Source organism: Streptomyces sp. NPDC086549 (genome assembly GCF_044746205.1).
Lineage (GTDB): Bacteria > Actinomycetota > Actinomycetes > Streptomycetales > Streptomycetaceae > Streptomyces.
On sequence record NZ_JBIVBS010000036.1, the window covers coordinates 16,584 to 39,817 of the forward strand.

At 68.4% G+C, this 23,234-nt stretch carries 25 protein-coding genes and 1 pseudogene; 15 read left to right on the forward strand and 11 right to left on the reverse strand.

Going from position 1 to position 23,234, the window contains the following annotated elements:
- Positions 1 to 15: 15 nt before the first annotated feature.
- Positions 16 to 216 (reverse strand): annotated as a pseudogene (locus ACIPSA_RS49300) (DUF4158 domain-containing protein); the annotation flags it as partial.
- Positions 217 to 389: 173 nt separating this feature from the next.
- A complete protein-coding gene (locus ACIPSA_RS49305; RefSeq protein WP_402648297.1) occupies positions 390 to 1,550 on the reverse strand; it encodes a protein kinase in 1,161 nt (386 codons plus the stop codon).
- A 244-nt stretch (positions 1,551 to 1,794) separates the two neighbouring features.
- Here ACIPSA_RS49305 and ACIPSA_RS49310 point away from each other — a divergent pair, with 244 nt between their 5' ends.
- Entirely contained in the window at positions 1,795 to 2,910 is a 1,116-nt protein-coding gene (locus ACIPSA_RS49310; RefSeq protein ID WP_402648300.1) for a three-Cys-motif partner protein TcmP, read from the forward strand.
- Here ACIPSA_RS49310 and ACIPSA_RS49315 read toward each other — a convergent pair.
- Both ACIPSA_RS49315 and ACIPSA_RS49320 read right to left on the reverse strand, forming a co-directional pair.
- Complete coding sequence (locus ACIPSA_RS49315) at positions 2,888 to 3,691, reverse strand: DUF5131 family protein (protein WP_402648303.1); 804 nt, start codon at positions 3,689 to 3,691, stop codon at positions 2,888 to 2,890. The two genes, ACIPSA_RS49310 and ACIPSA_RS49315, sit on opposite strands and share 23 nt — an antisense overlap.
- A gap of 192 nt (positions 3,692 to 3,883) precedes the next feature.
- Positions 3,884 to 4,246, reverse strand: a complete 363-nt coding sequence (locus ACIPSA_RS49320) for a hypothetical protein (RefSeq protein WP_402648306.1) — start codon at positions 4,244 to 4,246, stop codon at positions 3,884 to 3,886.
- 89 nt (positions 4,247 to 4,335) lie between these two features.
- Here ACIPSA_RS49320 and ACIPSA_RS49325 point away from each other — a divergent pair, with 89 nt between their 5' ends.
- The 5 genes from ACIPSA_RS49325 (at position 4,336) to ACIPSA_RS49345 (ending at position 7,824) form a co-directional block, all read left to right on the forward strand.
- Positions 4,336 to 5,085, forward strand: coding sequence for a hypothetical protein (locus ACIPSA_RS49325; RefSeq protein ID WP_402648309.1), 750 nt, complete (start codon positions 4,336 to 4,338; stop codon positions 5,083 to 5,085).
- A 111-nt stretch (positions 5,086 to 5,196) separates the two neighbouring features.
- On the forward strand, positions 5,197 to 6,339 hold the full coding sequence (gene dnaN / locus ACIPSA_RS49330) for a DNA polymerase III subunit beta (RefSeq protein WP_402648312.1): 1,143 nt from the start codon (positions 5,197 to 5,199) through the stop codon (positions 6,337 to 6,339).
- Between the two features lie 104 nt (positions 6,340 to 6,443).
- Positions 6,444 to 7,166, forward strand: coding sequence for a hypothetical protein (locus tag ACIPSA_RS49335; protein WP_402648315.1), 723 nt, complete (start codon positions 6,444 to 6,446; stop codon positions 7,164 to 7,166).
- Between the two features lie 69 nt (positions 7,167 to 7,235).
- Positions 7,236 to 7,646: a hypothetical protein gene (locus ACIPSA_RS49340; protein ID WP_402648318.1), complete on the forward strand. Its 411-nt coding sequence runs from the start codon at positions 7,236 to 7,238 to the stop codon at positions 7,644 to 7,646.
- 46 nt (positions 7,647 to 7,692) lie between these two features.
- Entirely contained in the window at positions 7,693 to 7,824 is a 132-nt protein-coding gene (locus ACIPSA_RS49345) for a hypothetical protein (RefSeq protein WP_402648320.1), read from the forward strand.
- Between the two features lie 70 nt (positions 7,825 to 7,894).
- Here the strand turns inward: ACIPSA_RS49345 and ACIPSA_RS49350 are convergent, their stop codons facing one another.
- Complete coding sequence (locus ACIPSA_RS49350; protein ID WP_402648323.1) at positions 7,895 to 8,764, reverse strand: alpha/beta hydrolase family protein; 870 nt, start codon at positions 8,762 to 8,764, stop codon at positions 7,895 to 7,897.
- 130 nt (positions 8,765 to 8,894) lie between these two features.
- Between ACIPSA_RS49350 and ACIPSA_RS49355 the strand changes: the two genes are divergently transcribed.
- The 4 genes from ACIPSA_RS49355 to ACIPSA_RS49370 are packed head-to-tail and all read left to right on the forward strand — an operon-like array spanning position 8,895 to position 11,201.
- Positions 8,895 to 9,458, forward strand: coding sequence for a hypothetical protein (locus tag ACIPSA_RS49355; RefSeq protein WP_402648326.1), 564 nt, complete (start codon positions 8,895 to 8,897; stop codon positions 9,456 to 9,458).
- The gene (locus ACIPSA_RS49360) at positions 9,455 to 10,174 is read left to right on the forward strand and encodes a hypothetical protein (protein ID WP_402648329.1); all 720 of its coding nucleotides are present in this window, start codon (positions 9,455 to 9,457) and stop codon (positions 10,172 to 10,174) included. The genes ACIPSA_RS49355 and ACIPSA_RS49360 overlap by 4 nt, the downstream gene beginning before the upstream one ends.
- On the forward strand, positions 10,171 to 10,488 hold the full coding sequence (locus ACIPSA_RS49365) for a hypothetical protein (protein ID WP_402648331.1): 318 nt from the start codon (positions 10,171 to 10,173) through the stop codon (positions 10,486 to 10,488). The genes ACIPSA_RS49360 and ACIPSA_RS49365 overlap by 4 nt, the downstream gene beginning before the upstream one ends.
- Positions 10,485 to 11,201 (forward strand): hypothetical protein, encoded by a 717-nt coding sequence (locus ACIPSA_RS49370; protein WP_402648332.1) that lies wholly within the window; start codon positions 10,485 to 10,487, stop codon positions 11,199 to 11,201. Before ACIPSA_RS49365 ends, ACIPSA_RS49370 begins: the two co-directional genes overlap by 4 nt.
- 78 nt (positions 11,202 to 11,279) lie before the next feature.
- Here the strand turns inward: ACIPSA_RS49370 and ACIPSA_RS49375 are convergent, their stop codons facing one another.
- The gene (locus ACIPSA_RS49375) at positions 11,280 to 11,687 is read right to left on the reverse strand and encodes a hypothetical protein (RefSeq protein WP_402648334.1); all 408 of its coding nucleotides are present in this window, start codon (positions 11,685 to 11,687) and stop codon (positions 11,280 to 11,282) included.
- 132 nt (positions 11,688 to 11,819) lie between these two features.
- Here ACIPSA_RS49375 and ACIPSA_RS49380 point away from each other — a divergent pair, with 132 nt between their 5' ends.
- On the forward strand, positions 11,820 to 14,507 hold the full coding sequence (locus ACIPSA_RS49380) for a hypothetical protein (RefSeq protein WP_402648337.1): 2,688 nt from the start codon (positions 11,820 to 11,822) through the stop codon (positions 14,505 to 14,507).
- A 270-nt stretch (positions 14,508 to 14,777) separates the two neighbouring features.
- Positions 14,778 to 16,430, forward strand: a complete 1,653-nt coding sequence (locus ACIPSA_RS49385; protein ID WP_402648340.1) for a hypothetical protein — start codon at positions 14,778 to 14,780, stop codon at positions 16,428 to 16,430.
- A gap of 72 nt (positions 16,431 to 16,502) precedes the next feature.
- Here ACIPSA_RS49385 and ACIPSA_RS49390 read toward each other — a convergent pair whose 3' ends face one another.
- The 3 genes from ACIPSA_RS49390 to ACIPSA_RS49400 all read right to left on the reverse strand — a co-directional run bounded on the left by ACIPSA_RS49390 (position 16,503) and on the right by ACIPSA_RS49400 (position 19,142).
- Positions 16,503 to 16,949, reverse strand: coding sequence for a hypothetical protein (locus ACIPSA_RS49390; RefSeq protein WP_402648343.1), 447 nt, complete (start codon positions 16,947 to 16,949; stop codon positions 16,503 to 16,505).
- Positions 16,950 to 16,963: 14 nt separating this feature from the next.
- On the reverse strand, positions 16,964 to 18,529 hold the full coding sequence (locus ACIPSA_RS49395; RefSeq protein ID WP_402648345.1) for an ISKra4 family transposase: 1,566 nt from the start codon (positions 18,527 to 18,529) through the stop codon (positions 16,964 to 16,966).
- A gap of 70 nt (positions 18,530 to 18,599) precedes the next feature.
- Positions 18,600 to 19,142 carry a hypothetical protein gene (locus tag ACIPSA_RS49400; RefSeq protein ID WP_402648348.1) on the reverse strand — a complete coding sequence of 181 codons (543 nt, stop codon included), beginning with the start codon at positions 19,140 to 19,142 and terminating at the stop codon, positions 18,600 to 18,602.
- 570 nt (positions 19,143 to 19,712) lie between these two features.
- Here ACIPSA_RS49400 and ACIPSA_RS49405 point away from each other — a divergent pair.
- Positions 19,713 to 20,810: an IS630 family transposase gene (locus ACIPSA_RS49405; RefSeq protein ID WP_402648351.1), complete on the forward strand. Its 1,098-nt coding sequence runs from the start codon at positions 19,713 to 19,715 to the stop codon at positions 20,808 to 20,810.
- Positions 20,811 to 20,879: 69 nt separating this feature from the next.
- Here ACIPSA_RS49405 and ACIPSA_RS49410 read toward each other — a convergent pair whose 3' ends face one another.
- Both ACIPSA_RS49410 and ACIPSA_RS49415 read right to left on the reverse strand, forming a co-directional pair.
- A complete protein-coding gene (locus tag ACIPSA_RS49410) occupies positions 20,880 to 21,377 on the reverse strand; it encodes a GNAT family N-acetyltransferase (protein WP_402648354.1) in 498 nt (165 codons plus the stop codon).
- 74 nt (positions 21,378 to 21,451) lie between these two features.
- On the reverse strand, positions 21,452 to 22,006 hold the full coding sequence (locus tag ACIPSA_RS49415; RefSeq protein ID WP_402648357.1) for a GNAT family N-acetyltransferase: 555 nt from the start codon (positions 22,004 to 22,006) through the stop codon (positions 21,452 to 21,454).
- 43 nt (positions 22,007 to 22,049) lie between these two features.
- On the opposite strand from ACIPSA_RS49415, the gene ACIPSA_RS49420 reads away from it, so the two are divergent.
- Positions 22,050 to 22,223 (forward strand): ATP-binding protein, encoded by a 174-nt coding sequence (locus tag ACIPSA_RS49420; protein ID WP_402648360.1) that lies wholly within the window; start codon positions 22,050 to 22,052, stop codon positions 22,221 to 22,223.
- A gap of 394 nt (positions 22,224 to 22,617) precedes the next feature.
- The gene (locus tag ACIPSA_RS49425; protein WP_402648362.1) at positions 22,618 to 22,947 is read left to right on the forward strand and encodes a hypothetical protein; all 330 of its coding nucleotides are present in this window, start codon (positions 22,618 to 22,620) and stop codon (positions 22,945 to 22,947) included.
- Positions 22,948 to 23,234: the final 287 nt, after the last annotated feature.

The following is a 23,234-nucleotide window of genomic DNA, read 5'->3' on the forward strand; positions in this document are numbered from 1 at the left end:
CGGAGCCGAGGGCACCTCGTCCGGCACGAAACCCAGCCACGGCAGCGTGCACAGCTGCACCGCCGCCCCCAGAACCGTCTGGGGGCGCAGGAACTTCCGCAGGAACGCCTCGTGGGCCGGGGTGAGGGTGCAGTACCGGATCAGCTCGTCCTTGCCGATCGATGGGAACGACCGCAGGGCCTCCAGCTCCTCGTCGGAGAACACCCGCGTCGCCATCTGCCCGCCCCTCTCACCGGATTCACCCGTTCAGCGCAACGAGCCAACCGGCTCCACGGAAACGGCCCGGTCAGGCCCTACTCCGTTGTTTTTTCCGCGAGTACTCCCGGAACCCCGAGCTGCTGCGCACCCGGCCGTGACCAGTGAGTGACGCGCCGGAGTTCGGCGGCTGATCAGTCGATGACGTGCACGGTGACGTACATGTCCCCGGGCGCACCGCCGTGCTTGCCGGGGGCGCCGAGCTCGCGGATCCGGATCTTCTGGCCGTCCCTGATGCCCGCGGGGATGCGGACCTTGTAGGTGTGCAGCTCACGGATGATCCGGCCCTCCCCCTTGCAGGTGGTGCAGGCCCGTGCCGCCTTTTCGTCTGTCCTGGTGGCGCAGGCGGGGCAGGCTTTGTGGGCGGTGATCCGCAGGGGGATGATCGCGCCGTCGGTGGCTTCCGCCGGGCTGACGTCGATGTCGTGGGCGATGTCCTTGCCACGGCTGGGCGGGGTGGACCCGAAGTGCCGGTGGTTGATCTCTTTGAGAGCAGCCCACACATCTCCGCTGGCTGGCCGCTGGGCGGGGTCCTTGGCCATGAGCTGGCTCGCGAAACGCTCCAGCTCCGCAGGGGCGTCCGGGCGCAGGGTGCGCAGCGGTGCCGGCTGTTCGTTGAGGTGCTGGTTGACCAGGTGCCAGGAGGTGCCGGTGAAGGGCCGTTGCCCGGTGACCATCTCGTAGAGCACGCAGCCCAGGGAGTACATGTCGGAGCGGTGGTCGAATGTGCCGGACAGGACCTCGGGGGCCATGTAGGCAGGGGTCCCGATCAGGACGCCGGTGGTGGTGATGTCGTGTCGGGCGTCGCTGCTCTTGGTGATGCCGAAGTCGACGACCGTGGCTTCGCCGCTGGAGCGGACGATGATGTTGGACGGCTTGATGTCCCGGTGGGTCAGGCCCGCCTCGTGCGCGGCCTCCAGGGCGTCGGCGACGCAGGCCGCCGTGTACATGGCCTTCGACAAGGGAAGTCGCCCGGACTCGAGGACAGTGCTGAGCGACTTGCCGGGCAGCAGCTGCATCACCAGGTAGGCGTGCATGCGCCCGTCGTGCCTTGCGGATCCGAAGTCGTGCACGGTGACGATGTTCGGGTGGGACAGACCGCCGGCGACCGCGGCCTCGCGGGCGAAACGGGCTACCTGCCGGTCGTGGTCCGCGCTGCCGTCGCCGGTGAGGACCTTGACCGCGACCAGGCGGTCGACGTTGGGGTCGTGCGCCTTCCAGACCTGGCCGAACCCGCCCGCGCCGATGGGCGCGATCAGCCGGTAGCGCCCGTCCAGCACGGCCCCTGGTTGCACGACTCCCCCTTTCGTCGGTCACCGCTACGCACGGTGTACCAGGCGTGTACCCGTCACGCTACGCCGGAGGAACCTCCCACGGCCTGCTCGTCGTCGGCAAGACCGTGGCTGAGGTAGTCACCCACCGCCTGTGGTCATGCACATCTGCACGGCTTCTCGGGGGCGGGGCGCATATGCGCTCTGGCGCCTGACGGGTACTCAGCGGACAATCTGTGCCACATTCTGTTGTCCGAGGGGGGCCGGCATGGGTGTCCTGTGGCCGTTGGAGCCAGCTACGGCAGCCAAGCACCGTCTTTACCAGCGGTATCTCGATGCGTGGTGGCCGATCCTGCTGCAGACCTCCCAGCGCACCGGCTACAGCCGGCCCCGGGTGACACTGCTGGACGCGTTCGCCGGTCCGGGCCGGTACGAGGGCGGTGAGCCCGGCTCGCCGGTGTTCATCCTGGACCGGCTTCTGCACCACACTGCCGTCGACCGGATGCGCCTCAGCCCGCGCCGTGTGCACCTGGTCTTCATCGAGAAGGACCGGGCCCGCCATGAGCACCTCGTGTCCGAGCTGACGGACCGGTTCGGGAAGTTGTCCGAGCTGCCGGTGCGGGTGGAGATCCGGCGCGGGGATGCGGGCCGGGACAGCGTGCCGGTGCTGACCGAGCTGGATGCCTGGGGACACCCCATCCTCGGGATCTTCGACAGCTGGGGCAGCGTGAACGTGCCGCTGGAGGTGACGCGCAGGATCGCCCGCAATCGGTCCAGCGAGGTCATCACCACCTTCGGGCCCAACTGGTTCAGTCGCCGTGAGGAGCTGAACGCAGACGTCCTCGATACGGTGTTCGGCGGTCGCGAGCACTGGACGTCGGCCGCTGATGAGGCACGGCCGGACGAACGGTGGCGTGCGTGGCTGGGCACCTACCGCAGCGCGCTGCGGCGGGCAGGCTTCGGCTACCAGTTGCAGTTCCGGCTTGTGCCCCGTACCGGGCAGCCCCTCTATCTGGTCTTCGGCACCGGCAGCGACGCGGGGCTGAAGGCGATGAAGGAAGCGATGTGGAAGGTCGACGACCGTGACGGCGAGAGCTTTCAGGACCCCCGCACCCGCGGCGCCGAAGCAGTCGGGCAACTCGACATCTTCCAGGCCGCGGGGGCCTGCGACCCGGAACTGCTGGAACTGGTTGCCCAGCGTCTCGCGCTGGGCAACGCCACGGTGGAGGCCGTCGGGCAGTGGCTGCTGACCGAGACGTCCCGCTGGATGCCCACGCACGCGCTGAAGGCGGTGCGGCAGATGCGGCAGGACGGCTCCGTCGTGGTGCAGTCGACAGGCAAACTCACCAGCAAGAGCTGGGTCAGTCTGCCCGCCGCAGCCTGACACGCCGCCCGCTTAAGACCGGGACGCGGTCCTGCAGTTGGGGATACTCACGCACCTGCAGCGCGGCGGGGAACCTTGCGATGTCCTTGTGGTGTGCCTTGTCCCAGCAGGAGCCGAGCTGCTTGACGAACGGCGCCGTCCCGGACAGCCGGCACTGCCCGACGATGTCAGCGGCCCACTGCAGCTCCATCGGCCGCGCACCCGGGCCCGATTCACCGCCGACGATCGCCCAGTCGATACCGGACAGGTCCAGGCCCGTGAGCGGACCGAGCAGCGGCTCGCACGACAGGAACCGCACCGACGCCGGCACACGGCGCAGATCGTCCACCCGCGGCAGTTCCTTCACGGTTTCCACCGACACCCCTATCCACAGGTTGGCGGGCCACTCCAGCCGGTCCGCGACCTGCCGGAGCCGCCGTGCCCGCTTGGTCAGGACCTGGTAGGTGTGCTGGGGAGTAGAGGCGATGACGTCGAACACACGGCGGACGTAGTCCAGCGGGACCCTGGCGTGGAACAGGTCGCTCATGGAGTTGACGAAGACCGTGCGCGGCGTGCGCCAGCCCAGCGGTACGGTCAGCGCCTGCGGATGCACGGTCAGCCCGAACCCGGGTCCCGAGGTCCGTGGATCCCCGTCGTTCTGGTACTTCGCCGACCCCATGGCCTTCAGCCGCTTGGCGAGGGTGAGGGCGTAGCAGTTGTCGCAACCGGACGACACCCGGTCGCATCCCGTCGTCGGGTTCCAGGTCGCCTCGGTCCACTCGATAGAGCTGCGGTCGCTCACCAGTCCCCTCCCACACTCGTACCTACGACGCCACTGCACTGGCCAACTGCCACGGTGTGCTGCCTAACGATGCCGTTCAGGCCGGAGTACTGGGATGCGTACGCCGGTATCCGACCGCATCCGATCCCTTTCCACAGTTTCATATTCGAACCTTCGTTTGAAGTGTGCTTGCGGTCCTGACTTCCCTGACGCTCATGCCGTCTGCGCGGCCGGCCCGGAGACAGAAGCGCCCACTGGCGTGCCCGGCCGCGTGCGGGCGGCCGCCGCCTGTTCCTGCCGGGCAGCATGTTCCTCCCAGGCCCGGCGCAGTGCCCGGGCACGAGTGGCCTCGGACTCGCGGCGGCGCTGGATCCGAGCTGCCTCGATCGGGGTCGGCTGGTCGTCCGAGTACGTCTCCAGCTCCGGGAACGCCCGGCGGCTCAGCTCGCGCATCGCCCTGGTCTGCCGCTCCACGGCCTCCGCGATGCCGGGGTCCACCCGTCTGTCGGGGGCGACGGCCAGGTGCGCGGCCAACACCTGCTGGTAGCCGGGCGAGGTGGTGTCGCGGGTCTTCACCGGCGTCTGGGGCGCAGCCGCGGGCTGTGGGGCGGGCTCCGCCGCGCACTGCGCCGCCAGGCCGCCGGACGCAGGAGGAGGGCAACACGATGATGGAGCGCATACCGCTCGCACTCACCGGCTACCTCGACACCGCCGCCGTCCCCGGCGACGCCGTCGGCACCGCATCCTGGCGGCTGATCTCCTCCCCCGCCGACTGCACTGCGGAGGAGGAAGCGGTCATCCCCTGCACCACCAGCCGGCCGAACCTCGCGCACCTGCTGCTCACCGAGTGCCAGCCCAGCGACCTGCTGCGCGTCAGCGGCAGCCTCACCCTTCCCGACACCGCCGACGGCCGTATCCGGCTGGACGTCGACACCGTCGACGTCATGTGGGAGGCACCGCTGCAGGAACAGCCCCCAGAGGATCCGGCAGACGACCACAGTGACCGCGACCGGGCGATCCAGGCCCTGGCCGAAGCCCTCACGGGCCTCGCCTACGAGGCCGCTGCGGGCGAGCAGCCGGACATCCGCATCAACATCGGGCCCGTCGGCGTGCACGGCCTGGACGTCGCCCACTGCCACAGCATCGACGTCACCACGGCCAACACGCACAAGCTCGCCGACGCGGTCGACGCCATGCTCGCCACGCTGAACAGCCTGCCTCCACAGGCCGGCACCAGCCTGGACCCGCTGACCATCGCCGAACTCACCGACTACTTCGACGAACTGGACCTCACCGAACTCACCCGGGAAGTCCTCGACGCAACCCGGCCCGAGGACCGGGTCGCCGTCACCCGCGCCCTGGACGACCTGTTCGGCGACATCCCCGTCACCGGCATCGACGACAGCGACCAGTAGACCGCCGCCGCGCGTCCATCAGCATCGACTGGCCCGGGCGGGCCGCCTCCACCTCGAGGCGGCCCGCCCGGGCCCATTCACGCTCTCCGCAGCCACGACGAAAAGGCCCTGATGAAACTCACCATCGACACCGACAAGCTCGCCGACGCCGCCCAGTGGGCGCTGCGCGCCGTCCCCGGCAACCCGCCCGCCCCGGTCCTGGCCGGCCTGCGCATCGAAGCCGCCGGCGACAACACCCTGACCCTGGCCGGGTTCGACTACTACCGCTCCGCCCGCGCTCGCGAGGACTGCGAGGTCTCCGAGCCCGGCACGCTGCTCGTGCCCGGCCGTGTCCTGATCGAACTGGTCAAGGGGTTCCCGAAGGGCAGGCCGACCACCCTGGCCCTGGACGGCACCGACCTCGCCCTGTCCTGCGGCACCGCGCACATCCTTCTGCCGACGCTGCCGCTGAACGAATACCCGGCCCTGCCCACGATCCCCGACGCGAGCGGCACCGTCGATGGCGCCGCCCTGGCCCAAGCCGCCGCTCGCGTCACGGTGGCCACCACCACCGACGAAACCATCCCGACCCTGACCGGTGTGGAGTTCACTCTCGCCGACACCACGCTCACCCTGTCGGCGACCGACCGCTACACCTTCCACGTCGCCCACGTGCCCTGGACCCCCAACAAGGCCGCCAAGGGCAAGGGAAAGAACAAGCCCTGCACCTCGGGCAGCGCGATCGTCCCCGCTGATATCGTCCGCGACGCCGCCCGCATCCTCGCCGACGACGGCGCGGCGGAACTGACGCTCACCGAGTCCCTGTTCGCGGTCAGCGTCCCCGGCCGATGGGCCACCAGCAGCATCATCGAAGGCGGACTCCCCGACTACTCCACCCTGTTCCCCACGGAGTTCGCGTCGGTCGCCACCGCTGACACCGAGACCCTGGCCGACACCATCAAGCGCGTCATGCCCCTGCTGGGCAAAGCCGACCCGCTCATCCTCGACATCGCCGACGGCCAGATCACCGTGCGCGCCGGCACCGACGACAAGGGCCGCGGCCACGACCAGGCCCCCGCCGACCTCACCGGCGAACCGCTGAAGGTCGCCTTCAACGCCGGACTGCTGCTCAAGACCCTCCAGCAGATCGACGAACCGATCACCCAGCTCGGCTTCACCACCCCGACCAAACCCGCTCTCCTGCACGCCCCCGACCAGGCCGACACCTTCCAGGGCCTGATCATGCCGATCCGCCTCTCCAGCATCAGCGGCTGAGCCGCACCGATCAGCGCATGAGCACCTCCCATGCCTGTGGGGCGGCCCGCCAGCACAGACTCCGGCCGCCCCACCGCACCAGCCCACTCACCGAAAGAGCCCTCATGACGGACACCACCACCCGCCTCACCCACCTGCGCACCCGGCTGCTGAGCGCCGCCTACGCCAACGCGGACTTCTGGACGCAGCGCACGGCACTCCTCACCGACCAGGCCCTCGCAGCCCTCGCCGACCGCGACCCGGCCGCCGCCGAAGACCTCGCCCACCGCCAGATGGACCCGGACTTCCTCAACGACACCCGGGTCCTGGGCGCGGCCATCCAGGCCGGGATCGACACCAGCCACTGGGAGGAACGGCGCAACAAGATCCGCGACTACGCGCGGGAGGCCGACTGGCTGAACGCAGGGACCGACCCCGACACCGAGGCCAAACGGCTGTGGGCATCGCTGTACGACCACTACCCCGCCATCGCGCAAGCCCTGGCCGCCTTCCTCACTGAGCTGCCGCCCACCTGGCGCGAGGACCTGTTCACCCGCACCTACCTCTTCCCCGCCCCCAACGGCCCGGCCAAGCCACAGGTCCCAGGACCGGAGACCGCGCCCTACGACGACATGAGCTGGGAGGACTGCCCCGCCTGCGCCGAAGCCCAGGACTCCTGCCGCTTCCACAAGGGCGTCAGCGTCGGCATGGACTACCAGGCCGACCTGATCAAGACCCTCCTGGCCGACGACCAGGCCACCGAGTACGTCCAGCAGCGCCACGCCGAACTTGAGGCGCGCGCTGCCCAGTCGGCGACGGCCGAGACGAACACCTCCACCACCCAGTGAACGCCCGGGGCGGCCGTCGACCTCGAGTCCGACCGCCCCGGCGCCTACCGGCACCACGAAGGGAGACCCGTGCCACCGACCCCCATCGAGCTGACCTCGTTCGGCTACCTCCACCAGCCGACCGGCACCGACGGACAGCCCGTGCCGCCCACCGCCGACCGCACCGAGGACGTCCGAGAGCGCCTGCGCGACCCCGCCGCCGCCCGCAACATCCTGGACCTGGACGGCCGCCACCCCGACGTCCAGGCCATCGTCTTGGCCACCCCCGGCGCCCCCGAGCTGCTCGACAACCTCACCGCCTATGCGGCGGGGTCCGGCGGGGCTCCCGACGCTGGCCCGCCTCATCGAACAGCAGATGGCCAACCCCGTGACGCGATCCATGCTGAAACCAGCCCTCGGCAGCGGACCCGCGTTCCTCTTCCCCGGACCCGTGGCACATCAGCCTCGGCGCCCGCACGGCCTCGCGTCGCAGCTTCTTGAACTCGGCTTGCCAACCCTCGCGGCTCACAACACGGCGATGATCACCATGGCTGCTGATCTCCCACCGATCGTCACCAGCGACCTCTTCGGCATCCACGTCAACACCGCTATGGAGTGGGCCGTACTGGCGCAGGACAGCTGGGCTGGCTACCTCGCGGCCCTCAGAACCCGCCCTTAACCCTTGCCGCTTCCTTGCGCCTATGACAGGGACAGGTGCCCCGGACCCGGGTCGGAGGCGTCGCGCAGGGTCAGCCAAGGTGCTGCTGAAAGAAGGTGGCCGCCTCACTGCCGACCCGGACGCGTGCGGCCGGGTCGGCAGGTTCCGGCGCGAAGAAGTCGTCGTGGCGAACGTCCGGGCCGACTGAGCGGCCACTCGCCGTAGGAATGTGTTCCAGGTACGGCTTGATGTCCACTTCGTACAGGTTGACCGTGTCCGCTCCGCCCCAGCGGATGTCCACCGGCACCTGCACGGTTGCCAGGCTCTCCGGGGTCACGAGACCGCCGACGCCTGGGGCCACTTGGAAGACCGCTCGCACCCGGGGATCCGAGAGGTCTGCTGCTGCGGCGTCTAGCGCACGCCGCGACGACTCATCCTCCGGGTACATCTTCCGCAGAGCCTCCAATGCGCCAGGGAACTCGGGGATCTCCGGCAAAGGGACCACACCCGTCAGAACCGCCCACAAGCTTTCAGGATCGACACGGGCTCCGGCAAGCGCCACCGCTGTATAACCGCCGAGGGAGAAACCTGCCGCGCCGACTGCGCCAAGGGGTTGCTCCCGAGAGAGCGCGTCGAGAGCGAAGGAGACGTCTCGGGGCCGTTCCCACACGTGGAGGAAGCCCTCCGGTTCGTAGCCGTCGACGAAGTTGTTGCCGTGGTGGTCAAGGGCCATCACCCGGAAACCTGTCTCGCGCAGCGGGCGCACCAGCCACTCCATGTCGCTGCCCGATCCCCCGGTGCCGTGCGAGACGACGACCAACGGGGCGGATGCGGCAAACGGATGGTCCGGCTCCCACAGGTAGAGGCGGACTGGACGCGGATGAGCTGGATTTCGCAGGTCGCGGCGGGACTGATCGTAGAGGACACGTATCAGCGGCTGTTCCTGCCCAGAGATCGTCATGGCGACATCGTAGAGAGACCGACCCGCCCTCACACCGCTGTCTGATCAAGCTCAGAGCTACCGAATAGCGCACGGTCAAAACACCGCTTCTTCACCAGTAGACCAGGCCGTCGTCGACCAGTTCCGCGCGATGCTCGCCGCCGTACGCGACCCGGAGCCCTGGAGGCCCGGCCGCTCCCAGGACATCGCCGTGCGCGTCGGCCCGTTCGTCGAGCGCGCGCACACCCGTCCCGGCGACGACCACGGCACCGAAATGATCGCTGTGGCCCTGGTCCACCCTGACACCCCGCACGCCGCGGCCTACCGCCACGGCCGCCAGCTCGGCTACGCCGACCGGGGCTGGCTGCACTGCGAGACCAGCAAGATCCTCGGCATGTGGAACCCGGCCTACGCGCCGCTCTCCCACGCCGCTGCAAGCCTGGATCTGCCCGACGACGTCGGCATGCCAGCTGCGAACTACGCCGTGCACGTCGAAGCCCGGCGGCCGGACAACACCGGCTGCATCGTGCTCCGCCTCAGTCCCTACAACCAGACCTGGCTCGCCGACCACGACGCCCACCGCCTCAACACCGAGCTGACGAGCAAGGCAGCCACCGGCATCCCCGGATTCACCGTCGTCGCGAAGGGTGCACTCTTCGACGTTAGTGACCACGAGAGCTACGACGACCCATACGCCACCGACCCCGCGAGGTGAAGCTCGCGAAGTGGGCCGGGGACCGCCGACGGCCCCTGCTGGCCGATGCCTCCCAGCGCGGCGAGGCGGGGCCGCTCCAGGTGAACTTCAACCGGATCAAGACCAGCACCGAGGTCCGCCGCACACGCCGACTGGGTGGACATCTGCCGTCGGCCACGAAGTCGAACACCATGCAGGTCCTCTTCCGCAACTACCTGGGCGGCGATCCCGTCATCGTCGAGCGGGCCCACCAGGTTCTCGGCGAGGCCCTCGTCGACGCCGAGCAGGCCGCACTCCGCGCGCACGAGCAAGTGCTGAACGCCGCAGGCGGCTCCTTGCGAGTGGTGACCGGTCCGCCCGATGCCGAAGTGCTGCAGCAGGAGGCGGGCCTGGATGCCGAGTCGGTCCGGCGGGCGGCCGACGGCGAACTCGACACCGCCTGGACCGCCTGCGGCGACCACGCCCACCCCGCGACCGGGAAGACTTGCGAGGCATCCTTCCTGGCCTGTTTCCACTGCGGGAACTGCCTGGTCACCCGCGATCACCTTCCCCGGCTGCTGGGGCTCATGGACGCCCTGGCCGAACGTCGGCGGTGGCGCCGCTACGGGCCGGTATGGGCCGCGATCCGCCACGACATCCTCGTGAAGTTCCGTCCCGCCGAACGCGAGCACGCCGAGCGGGCTAAACCGGCCGATGCCCTGCTGGATTTGGTCGAGGACCCCTGGGAGCAGCTGTGACCATGACCGCCTTCGCCCGCAGCGTCGCGCTTCCCAGCGACGACGTCTTCGTCCTCCACGACCGCCCCCTGCGGGACGGTTTCACCCTGGCGGAGACCTCGCAGTTCGGCTACGGCATCTGGCGGCTGCGGCCCGCGATCCACAAGAGCAGCGGCCGTAACTTGATCCTGAACTTCGACCGCGTCCCGGTCCGCTTCCAGCCGGTCGTCAAGCAGCTGTCGTACGCCATGCTGTCCGGCCCCCTCCCCCAGGGGAGAAGCGCGGCAAGGTCGAGGGAGTCCGCTCCGCGTTCAACGAACTCCTCCGGTTTTTGACCTGGCTGGACGGTCGGCCCGAGCCGCGATGCCAGCGGCTGTCCACCCTGACCGCGGTCGACGTTCTCGCCTACCAGCGGCATCTCGTCGGCCTGTTCCCGGGTTCGGCGACACAGCGAGAACATTGCCGGGCGAAAGTCCGGCTGTTCTGGCGCTGGCGGCACAACCTCGGTGACTGGCTGTCCTTCGACCCGGCTCACATCGACGGGTGGGGCGAACCCGCCGCCCGCGGACAACGGCAGGGCGAGAACCGCACCAGCCGGATTCCCGAAGAGGTTCTCGGCCCGCTGTTCGTCTGGGCACTACGGTTCGTCGACCTCTTTGCCCCCGATATCATCGCTGCCGACCAGCAGTGGAGGAAGATCCGGTTCGCGGTGGTCTACCAGCGGCTCCCGGTCCGGAAGTTCCACAAGTCCACCGGCACCCTGCACCAGGCGATCTCCGATCATCTGGAGGAGTACGTCACCAGCGGCCGGCCGCTGCCGGGCTGGCGGGGAGCCCCGAACCGGAAGGTCCTCGCCCAGCAGATCGGATGCAGCCGCAGGTCCTTGGACGATCCCGCCTACGAGGCGCTGATCAACCAGGCCGCGGCCAGGGTCGGGGTCAGCGAGAGCGCGGCCTTCGACATCCGGATCAACGGCGCGCTCGGCGGCCGGCCCTGGACCGACGACATCGTCTACCTGGAGATCCGCGCGTGGAGGGAGCACTGGTGAGGGACGACTCGCCGTTTTCATGCCCGACTTGGTGTTCGCGTGCGCGTTTGGGAGGCATTGTGCGCGGGCGGCGGGTGGTCAGTCCAGCAGAGGCAGGATGAGCGCGAGGATGGCAAAGGCACCAGTGAAGGCGCTTGCGGCGGCCGCCAAGCGCCGGGGCCGGGTCAGTCCTGTTAAGGGTGTGGTGCCGGCGGGTGCGACGGCCGGGCCGGTGAGATCGTATGCGGCGTATGCCAGGGCCAGGGCCACGGCGGTGGTTCCGACCGTGAGCGCCGTGCGAGTGCCAGCGGGGGTGCCGTGGGCGAGGTCGAGCGCGTTGGCGACTGTGCACACGTTAAAGGCGGTGGCGAGCGCGGTGCCGCCAGCGGTGGCCCAGGCCTGGGGGCGGGTGGCGCCGTCGCTAAGCGCGAGGCGGAAGGCGATGCGGGCTGTGACGCTGACGGCGAGCGCAGTGCATCCCAGGAAGAGCGGGATGACATTGGACACGGAAACCCCCTGGGATGCTGGCGCTTTTCGGGCAGGCCGAGATGGCAGGGTGTATTTTTCACTTCCCCGACACCACTGTCCCAGAGAATCTGAGACAATGGAAACAGCGCAGGTTGGAGGAGGTGAGGAAACATGAGCGAGCGCAGTCGGACTCGCCGCATGGAGCCGCTGGACTCGGCCCTGGCGCCTGCGCGCCGCCGCTTCGCGGAGCATCTGCGGGACGCCTACGAAAAGTCAGGGGGGGCGAACCTGCGCAACGTGGCGCACCGCGCCCAGACCAGCCCCGCGTCATTGTCACGGGTCCTCCGCGGCGAGCGGCTTCCCTCCGAAGCCCAAGTGCAGGCGCTCGCCAATGCCCTCGCCATGGGCGACGCCGACCGCGCCACGCTCGCCTTCCTGCACCAGCAGGCCGTGAGTGAGGCGCGCGCACTGCGAGCGACTCGACACCAGCCCTCCGTCACGGAACTGGCAAGCCGCCTGGCGGAACTCCGGCAGAAGGCAGGCGGCCTCAGCCTACGGGAGATCTCCCACCGCCTGACCCTGATGGGCTCGCCCCTAGCGAAGTCCACCGTCGAGCGCACCTTCGCGGATCCTGATCGTTCATTGGTGCTCGCGCTCCAGGTAGCGACCGTTCTCATCGAGGCTCTGCCGGAGGACGAACGCGGTCCCGAGGCCGAGCGGATGTTCCGCACCGTCCTCGCTGCGGCCCCCTCCCAGCCGGGCCTAGCCCTCGTGACGGCCCCGATGGGGTCGGGCAAGACCTTCTCGTCTCTGACGGCACTGCTCGACAGCCAGGCAGCGCCGTCGGAGGTAACGGCCGCCCTCGCCAGACGGCTCGACCTCCCCGTCTCGGAGCTCACAGCCTTGGCTGAGGCCACAGCGGCCGACCGCACCACGGGACCGGGCAGGCCCATCAGCGAGTGGAATCCGATCGAACTGGGGGTCCACCCCGCAGCAGCCCGACCGAGCGGAACCGGACACAGTGCGAACGCCGAGCTGCCGCCCTACATCCCGCGCACGCATGACCGGTTCCTGAATCAGGTCGTACATGACGCTTCTGAGGGCGACAGTCAGATCCTGATGGTGGTGGGAACCTCCGGCACGGGCAAGACACGGTCCTGTTGGGAGGCCATCCAGCCACTCGCCCAGCAAGGGTGGCGACTTTGGCACCCATTCAACCCGACCCAGCCCGACGCGCTGCTGGACGGGATCGACCACGTCGAGCCGCGGACCGTGCTGTGGCTCAACGACGCACAGCATTATCTGCTGCACCCCGCCCTCGGCGAGAAGGTCGCCTATGCGCTGCGCCGCTTGCTCAGCAAGCCCGAGCGCGGGCCGGTCCTGATCCTGGGGACTCTCTGGCCCGAATACCTGAGCCAGATGACAGCTTCCGTCATGTCCGGCTCGCCGCACGCGCAGGCCCGAGAACTGCTCGTCGGACGAACGACCCTCATCCCGGAGATCTTCGACGAGGAAACGCTGCGTTCCGCAGGCGCACTCAACGATCCGCTCCTGGTTGAAGCCGCACGGTCAGGCGGACGGATCACCCAGTACCTCGCGGGTGCTCACCAACTGCTCTACCGGTACGAGACGGCAACACCAGCCAGCAGGGCGGTACTTTCAGCGGCGATGGACGCCTGTCGTCTTGGCGTCACAAACCCCCTCCCCCAGCCTTTCCTTATTGACGCCGCCGTCGACTACCTCAGCGAAACGGATTATGAGGTGCTCGCTGACGACTGGGCGGAGCAAGCGTTCGCTGAGCTGGCCCGCCCCGTTGCCGGCGGCGGAGCCCCGTTGCGCCGAATCCGACCCCGCCCTGCCCCCCGTCCCGCCGTCCCAGGCGCTGCCCCTGTGAGGACAGCAGGTGTCTCCTACCGGCTTGCGGACTACCTCCAAGATTTCGGCCGTAAGACCCGTCAGACACTCTGCCCGCCTGCTTCCTTCTGGCATGCCAGCTACACGCACCTCACCAGTCTGGAAGATCTCAACGCCCTCGCTGAGGCAGCAACCGATCGGTATCGCCTGCAGTGGGCCCACCATCTGAGCCGTCGGGTAACCGAGGTCAGGGGCAATCCCAGTCTGGCTAGCCTCATCGAGTGGCGGGAGATGGCCGCAGACGCCGAGGTAGTCGAGCGTCTTGCGCGCGCGGCCGCCCGTACCGGCCAGACCTCTGCTTTGCGGGCACTGGCTCAGCTACGTGAGGAGGCAGGAGACCGCGTGGGAGCCGAACGGCTCGCTCAGGAGGCCGCACACCAGGGCGATGCTCTCGCCTTGGCCGAACTCGCAAGGACGCGGGAGGAGGCAGGGGACCGCGAGGAAGCCGAACGGCTCGCTCAAGAAGCTGCTGATGCCGGCGACACCTACGCCTTTCGCGAACTCGCCCGGATGCGGGAGGCAGCAGGAGACCACGCCAGTGTTGAAGCCCTTTACCGCAGGGCCGCGGACCTCGGCGACAGCCGCTCCCAGCTCCGCCTCTGTGAAATCCGTCAGGAGCCCGGAAGCTGGCAGGAAGCCGAACTCTTCGCCCGTGCCGACGCTGCCGCTGCTGACACCTTCGCGCTCATCCACTCCGCGCGAATGCGGCAGGAGGCGGGAAACCGGGAGGAAGCTGAGTCCCTTTACGGCCAGGCGGCCGATGCTGGCAACGCGTTTGCCTTGGCCGCACTCGCTCGAATGCGGGAAGACGAGGGTGACCGAGTGAGTGCCGAAGCCCTCTACCGCAGAACGGCCGATGCCGGCCTGGCCTGGCTGGTACATCCCGCACGGCGATGGCCACACGGCCTTGATCCTGACGGTGCTCCCACGCCTCCTTGGCAGTGATCAAGCAAAGCCACCTATTGGCCTGGTCGCTCTGGCGACATGGCGCGGGCCAGTGCTCCTTGTCGGCGTGGCGGTTGGAACTGATCAAGCCGACGGGCTAGTTTTCTCGCGCCTGGCCTCGGACGCGGCCAGTTCTGGATGCTCGACCCGACCACGCGGCATCGCCAGAGAACCAACGTCGTGAGCCCGTTGCCGGATTCCGCAGTTGTGTTGAGATGCGCCTTCGTCGCCCAGGTCGGGGGGCTGTTCGGAGGAACACGCATGTACTGCATGGATCAGCTCAGCAACGCTGCTTGCCAGCTCACCGGTGAGTCGCTGGAGGACGCTCGGCGCCGTCTGGACGGGCTCGACCGCTTCGATCAGCTCGTACCCGGCCCTTCAGGGGAACAGGCACTTCTGGAGGCGGTACTGGCCTCAGCTCTCGGCAGCGTGGATGGTCAGACACGGCCTTTCGGCGTCAGGGAAGCCAAGCCTGTGAAGGAGGGGCTGATTCTACGCCTCGAGCGGCCTGTGGACGTACATTCCCTGTTTGGGCTGTTGCCGTGCCGCACGAGGACGGGACCGTGGCGTGGCGTCCGTGGACTAACCGTGCAGATGGACGGTGCGCGTCTGCGCTTCGGTCTTCGTCCCTGGGCATTCGAGGCGTCCTGGCGCTCGCCCGCGCCGGCGGTGTGGGTGACCGGACCGCATGGTGAAGATCTTTCCGCGCTGCTGGCCGCCCACACCGGTCAGGTCACGGCATCTGGGCACGTCGCGCAGTGGGATCCGCTGCGTGAAGAGCGGGGCCCTGGACGCCGGGAGCCGGTGGAGCGCAGTCTGCTCCGCCGACTCATTGTTTCCTGCTCGATGGGCAGTGACCTGCTGCGACGTCCGCGCCTCTGGGACAGCCTCACCGGGTACGCGGGTGTACGGCTGAGCACCGAGATGGCCGACCACGGGCTCGACTGGTCCATCGAACGTCAGGTGGCGGGGGGCGGATTCGACGAGGACCGGCTGATCGAGGTGCTCGAGGACCGCATCGTGGGCTTGGGGCTACGGCTGCTGAACCACGCATGCGGACCTGAGGGCTGCACGGTACGGATGGCACCCCGCTCACCTGGCTGCCGCGGCGTGCTCACGATTCGCAGCAGTCGTGTACCGGTGTCCCCGGCCGGCTCGATCCCTGGCCCCCGGCCCTTGACGGCCATCGGTGATGGCCGCAATGTCAGCCGGCCCCGGCGCGGAGAGCGCGGCACGGAGCCAGACGGTATGAAGCGCTCGTGCGTCGTCCAGCTCGTCGACGCGCCATCCGGCGGCGTGGGGCGGGACCACCTGGCCAGGGTGGCCCAGCGCATCGCCGCCGCCTGGGCTGCCCGCGGTCTTGCCGTAGGTCTCCTTGCCGTTGAGGGAAGCACCATGGGCCTCTTCGGCGATCCGGGCCGCCCAGAGTGGGCGACAGCCTCAGTGCCGAAGGCGGGCAGCAGATGGATGCGGCTGCGGCTCGCTCCCCCACCCGGCCAGCTGTGGTCGCTGACGGTCCCCAATACCAGCGAGGCGATCAGCGCCGCACTTCAGCATGCTCGCAGTGCCTTCGACCAGGTGTTCCTGATCGGCGCCTACGACGGCTGGATGCAGGAGGTGGCATCCCTGAAGTGGGCCGCCGACCTGCGGATTCTCGTGCATCACGCCCGGCCCTTCCAGCGCCTCATTCCGTTCCCTGGCAAGACCACGGGCAAGACCACACACGCCAACGATGGTGTGCCGCTGACACCGGCCGAGTCGGCCGTCCAGTGGCGGTCGGAGCATCTGGGCCGCTCGGTGTGCACCCACCCCCTCGACGGGTTGCTGCTTCTCACTGAGTCCGACGAAGCTGCCGCACCGGACGAATTCGACTGGGTGCGGTTCCTTTCGAGTGGAGCCTGCGATCAAGCGGTGCGTGCGTAGTCGTGCTCGCCGGAGGTGGGTATTCGTGCTGCGGGCGGCGGCGTCCAGGTCGCGGTAGTCACGAAGGAGCCGTCAGTCCAGCATTGGCGTCCCCGTGCGAGAGCCGCGTCCGGGCCACACCCTTCCCAGGTCCGCCCGGGTCAGAAGTGCAACGATGGAGCGGCCTCTGCGAATCTCCACCGCAGCGGACGCATTTTGGGACAGCAACTGCTCGTCGGCGACGATCAACGCGTTTCGCAGCTGGGCCGCGTGGCCGAGGTGAGTCAGCGCGTGCTGTTGGTCCAGCGTGCGGACCTGATAGGTGTTCTGCCCGCGCGGCTCATCGAGCACCCGGACATCGTACCTTGAGATCGCAAGGACTACTCGTTGTCGGTTGAGTACCTCAACACGGTCAGCGATGCCCTCGCGGATCCAGTGGCTCGCGATGCCAGCGGCTTGGGCCAGACCGCTCACCCCTGTCACGTCCAGAAGGTTCCGGGGGCCTTCTTGCCGCGTGAAATCGCGCCGGAACTGGTACACCGGCTCATCTGAAACTATGCGTCCTCCTTGTGTGTTGTTTCCAGTCTGCCCGCTGTCCGGGGCCGCCCGCTCACGGAAGGTGCCGGATAGTGGCGTTCGTGCTCGCGTGCGACGTGGAAGTGCCAGTAAGGGCCGAGGTGGCCGTTGGTCACGACGGCGCGCAGTCGCAGGACGGCTTCGGCTCCGGGAAGTCCCCAGCGGGCGCCGGTGATGTCGAGGCGGTCGGCGATCAGGTGGCGGCAGGCGCCTTCGACCGCGCCGGTGGCGATCGGCCACCCGTTGTTGAGCGCGGTGTCGTAGTGGAGCTGGTCGAGGTGGCCGATCAGGTAGCGGTGGCAGGCGTCGACGGCCTCGCGCCGGGAGGCTGGCAGCTGTTCCCGCTTGGCCTGGGCGGTCATCTCGGCAGCGGCGCGGGCCGCGCCGCCCGAGAGGATCGCGGTCAGACGGTCGGCCGCCCACGTCTCAGCCTCGGAGGTGCCCGGCTTGTGAAAAGCATGGGCGGCGGCCCAGACGTACTCGGCAACGTGCACGAAGTCCAGCAGAATGTGGACCGTGACGCCGCGTCGAACGGTCTCCGCTGTGATCAGGTCGAGCTGGTGGCGGGCCCCGTCGACCAGGACGACCCACGGACGCAGATGGTTCGGGTCGCGCGCCCGAGCCTGATCGAAGGCATCGGCGATGACCTGCTCGGGCGAACGGACCAGCGAGGCGGTGCACCACTTGTTCTCCGCCCGCGGCCCGGGGCGTGCGGGGCGTTCGCCGCTTCGGCCGCCGGGCGGGTGGATCACATCGTGCGGGCGCCTGGGTGCGGGACGGGTGTCGAACACACAGGCCACGGTTGCCATCCGCTTGCGGTTCGGCTTTTCGCCCGGCGCGAGCCGGCCACGATGGCTGGTCGCGGTCTTCTCGGCGGCCCGGCGTGTGGGCTCGCGAAGGGCTTCGGGCCGCATGACCACGCCCTTGCCATCCACCTGGACCACCAGCGGCATCTCGCGACTGCACGGAACCGGGATCACGGTCCGGTAGAAGCCGTCGACGTCGACCGCGGCGGCGACCACGAGCTCCTCCAACCTGCGCTTGCCGAGCACGTTCCCGCAGCGGCGTGTCACCGCGTCGTGGGCCTGGTCGAAGGAGCCGCGGACGGACTCGGTGACGGCGAGCCGCCGTAATCCTGTCGAGTGTCGGCCCGCAGGAAGGGACAGCGCCCGGTCAGCGGGGTGGACGTTGCCCATGCCCGGTCCCCGGTGGGCGACCCGGGTGACTCGCACCGTCCCGAACACGGTGGCCAACCACCGCGAGTGCCCAGTCTCTCGCCAGGGCCGCACCTGACCCTCCGGGCCGGTCGCCGCAGGGCTGGCACCGACGCGGACTTGGTGCTCTTCCTGCCTGGCCCGCAGGTCCAGGTGGTCTTGCAGCAGCAGGCGAAGCAGTTCTCGCCCGGCCGCGTCGAGGTGTTCTTCCAGTTTGGCGTGAGTCCAACTGGTCGCCGGACTGCCTGACAGCGTGTGCATCAGCGTCTCGAAGGCGCTGAGGGAGCGCGCAAAGGGGTCAGCGATGCATCGGGTGTCGTACGGTGTCATCTCCAGGGCTCTTCCCGTCCAGCATCGATTGGGTCGCACCTTCGAATGTAGGCGCGGAAGAGCCCTGCTGTTAACGGGAGTTGGGTGATTTGGCCGTCCGTCGGCGGGCCGGGGTGAACATCCCTGGGGTGCCCTCGTCCAGCCAGCCGCGTTCCACCAGCCGCTTCAGCTTCGACCGCGTGCCCTCGATCTTCCCGGTCTCGGCCGGCAGCCCGATCCTGGGCACGATCTGCTTGGCGCGGACCGGCCCCGGGGCATCCGCCACCACCTCCAGAATGTCCCGGTATACCTGCGGCAGGACCTCCGCCCCCATCTCGGGCTGCCAGTTCGGGACGGCCAGCACCCCGATGACCCGCCGCTCGGCCCCCGCATACGCAGACGCCGCCAGCTCACCCCCGGCCGGCCACTCGGCATCGACACCCACCGCCGAATTCTCCGGGGTCATCTCCGCGAGCACCTCGGCGACCGTCTCCCGCGCGATCCGCAGCCGCTCCAGGCTCTCCCGTGCCAGCTCCAGCTTTCCCGACAGCTCGGCGAGCTCGGCTTCGAGCTCCTCCACCCGCGTCTGGGCAGCCACCTCGCGCGCTTCCAGCTCCTCGAACAGCGAGCCCATCTGCCCCCCCTCTCCACCACCACGGTAGAGACGAGAGGCCTCGAGCACAGCCCCAGTCAGCGTTCTCGGAGTTCAGCCATTCCCTTCAGAGGAACCGCACCCAATTCGACTTGGCCGTCCAAGAGCAACTGGCGCGCCACGGGACACCCGTGCTGGGCCGTTTCCCGGACCATGGTCTGATCATTCGCGGTCCCCGACACAGTGACCATCCACCCACCGTGCTGGACCCACAAACCGAGCCGCTCAACCATGCTCACATGGCCGCTGCAGCCGATGGCCTTCACCGGCGTCTGTGGGGCAACCTGCCCTCCACAGCTGCAGGGAAGCACATTCCGGAAGCGACACCGGACGTGCCAAGCCTCCCTTCGTAGTCCGACAGGCGGCGGGCACCGCGGCGGCCATGCCAAGGGGACTGCGGAGGTGCACTTCACCGTGCACGTCCAATGGATGGCCGAGTCTTCGGTCGCTGAACCCTCTAGCTAGTGGCTCGTCACGCAGCCTTGGCCGGGTAATCGACCTGCTGCCCGTCGGCCAGCAGACTATCCCCAAGATCTGATCTTGGAGGTGGTCGTGGGGCGTCGACCGAGTGTGTTCGTCCGGCCGGTGAACATGGAGGAGGGCCGGAAGCTGCAGCGGATCAGCCGGAGTGCGAAGGACCCGGTGAAACTCCGCCGGGCGATCGTGGTGCTGATGTCCGCCCAGGGCCAGACGGTCAAGGACATCACCGTGCTGATGCAGGTCAGCGAGGACTACGTCCGCGACATCATCCACGCCTTCAACGAGCAGGGGCTGGACGCACTGGACCCAAAATTGAGCGGGGGACGCCCCAAGACGATCAGTGACCCTGTGCGCGAGCACATCTGTCTGATCGCCCGGACGTCCCCCGCCGACTGGAAGATCACCGCGTTCTCCACCTGGAGCCTGAGCAAGCTCGCCGACCACCTCATCAAACACAAGGTGATCGCGGCCATCAGCCGGGAGACCCTGCGCCGGATCCTGCGCGCCGGCAAGATCTCCTGGAAGACCACCACCACGTGGAAGGCGTCCACCGACCCGGAGTTCATCGCCAAGATGCACCGCATCCTGGTGTTGTACGACACCCCGCCCGCCGACGGACGGGTGATATGCGTCGATGAGTTCGGGCCGCTGAACCTGATGCCCCGCAAGGACAAGGCGTGGGGCCCGGTGAGGCGTCCCCGCAGGCTGCGGGCCACTTACAACCGCTACGGCGGCGTACGGCAGATGCTCGCCGCCCTCAATCTGGCAACAGGAAAGCTGTACTACCGCATCCGCCCGCGCAAGCGGTGGCACGAGTTCCTCGACCTCCTCAAGACCCTGCGCGCCCGCTGGCCCAGCGAGAAGTTGTACGTGGTGCTGGACAACTTCTCCCCGCACAAGCACGCCAAGGTCCGTACCTGGGCAGCCGACAACAACATCGAGCTGGTCTTCCTGCCGACCTACGGCTCCTGGCTGAACTGGATCGAGGCCGAGTTCGCAGCCCTGCGCTACTTCGCACTCAACGGCACTGACCACCGCAGCCACGACGAACAGAACGCCGCCATCGCCGCCTACGTCCGCTGGCGCAACACCCACACCGAGCCGAAGACCAACTTCGCGCCCGATTCGCCTATCTGTACTTGGACTCAGTACCCGGTCAAGGCTGCATGAGGAGTCCGCCGGGACTCCGCCGCTGCGGCATCGGCATCATCGAGGTGGGCACCGATCCGGTTTGCGCCGTCACCCCGAGACGGGCATGACCAGCGTGTTCACGAAGTCGACGGCGCCTTCCCGCTGGTAGAAGCTCAAGGCACCATCGTTGCCCGCGATGACGGAGATCTTCATGACCTGGACACCCGACCCGGCGAGACGCTCACGCGCGGCCCTGACAAGGGCCTGCCCAACTCCGGCACCCCGAGCCTCGTCATCGACCACGAGGGTTTCCAGCACACCAACCTGGTCCCCCCACTGCCATGAACCAGGGGCGTCGAGGACGCGCACAACCGCATAGCCGAGCAGCTGATTCCCGTCCCGAGCAACCAGTACCGCCGCGAGTGGCTCCTGCAGCCATTCGAGGTACTGTCCCCGCCGCAGACGCCAGGAGTCCTCGGGCGAGCGAACCGCGCCGAGAACCGCCAGGTGTGCAGCCTCCCGACTGTGGTGGGCCAAGAGCTGCCCCCAGAGGTGCTCCAAGCAGTCCACCTCGGAAGCAGCCAGGACGTCGATCACGGGATTCATGCCAGGAAGCGTAGCCAGAGGCGGCTCCTCGGCCCCAATCGATTACCGGTTAACCATCCGAGCAGAGCCACTAGTTAAGAACCCGCCGCCGTCGGAAGTAGCCGGAGCCGAAGCCGTTCCCGTATCTGGGCCGGGTTCCGCGGGCGTGGCTCCCGTTCGCCGGTTGGGCGGAAGCCCAAGCGTAGGTAGAGACGTCGAGCGGTCTCGTTACCATCGATCACTGTCAGCGACAGCGATGTTGCGCCTTGGCTCTTCGCCCATGCGCAAACAGCGTCGGTTAGGGCGTTCGCGATGCCCCGGCCTCGATACGCCGGATCGACCCACATGGCATCGAGCTGGCGCTCAGCGGATGCGCCGGAGGCAGCGGCAACTGCTGCAGCGGTCCCAATCGCTTGGCCATTGGCCCAAGCCAAGAACCAGGCATCCTGCGAGATCCGCTCGCGCCAGAAGACTTCCGGCTGCGCAAGCTCATGGTCCAGCGTGGAGCCGAAAGCGTCAGAGTCCACTTCAAGTGCCCGCAGCCGCAAGGACCGAAGCACGGCCCAATCCTCAACCGCTGCACGTCGCACAACCAGCACCATGCCCCCATCGTGCACCACGCCAGTGCTGGGATCGGCGGCAAGCTCCATGGGAGCAGCGTCTGACGCAACGACCCAACAGCTGGGGACGTTCATGTGTACGCGTCTGGAGATCGAAGTCCGTACGCCGACAGTCGCCGCCGCGATGCTCGACCGGCTCCTTCACCGCGCCGCCGTGGTCGGCATTGACGGACCGTCCTACCGGCTCCGCTCGCACCAGTCCCACGCCGACAACCTCCGCAAAGGGGTGACCGGACGTGCTGGTTGAATTCCGGGAGTACCCGATCTGCTGGACGTCATTCCAGGTCAACCGCAATGCAGCGGCCCGGCACACCTACTGCACCCCCCGCTGCAAAGCAGAAGCCGCTCGGCGCCGTCGCCGCGAACGCGCCGAAGCCTCCGACGTCACTGAAGGCGAACCGATGACACCAGCGTCGCCGGACCCGACACCACTCGCGCCTACGGCCGTCCGGAACTGCCCGCACTGCGACAAGCCCGACACCATCGTCGCGCTGCTGGCCACTCCCGAGGCCGCGCGACCCACCATCCCAGCAGCAAGTCGGGACGTGATCCCGATGCGCAGAAGCTGACACCGCCGGACGGGAATCGGCAGGACACGACCAGTCGTCGTTCACTACTGTCACATGGGAGAGGATGTGGACATGGCACTGGTCAAGAAGGGATCGCGGCTCATCATCGTGGACGGCACCGCCTACCGGTGGCGACTCCGCGGACGGCCGACCTACGACCAGGGACTGGTCCGGTCACCCCTCACCTACGCGGTCGAACACGCCGACACTCCCGGTGCCACACTGGTGGTCACCACCAACCAGCCGCATCCGAGCAACTGGTTCGGAACACAAGGCAGCCCGATCCTGCCTGCCCAGGTGGCTGACAGCATCCGCACTGCTCTCACCAGCGGCTGGACACCGGCGAGCACCGGCTCGCCATTCCACCTCGACCAGTCAGCAGGCTTCGCCTCGTCCCACTGACCCACCCGCACTCAAGGACTCACCGACCCGGCGATCGGTGAGTCCTTCTGCTTTCCGCTCCCCACGTTCCCCAGTTGGTTCACTTCGTGAACCAACTGGGGCGAAGAGCAGCAGTGGGGAAAATTCGAGATCGGCATCAAGGTGGAGATCCTGCGCCGGGTGTGGGTGCACCACTACTACTGGGATGCACGAGGACGCCTGCGCTGGCGCGACGGCCACGCTCTGCCTCCGGCGTCGCTGCGGTTCGACTCCCCGTACGACACCGACGCGCACTACTGCGTCAAGCG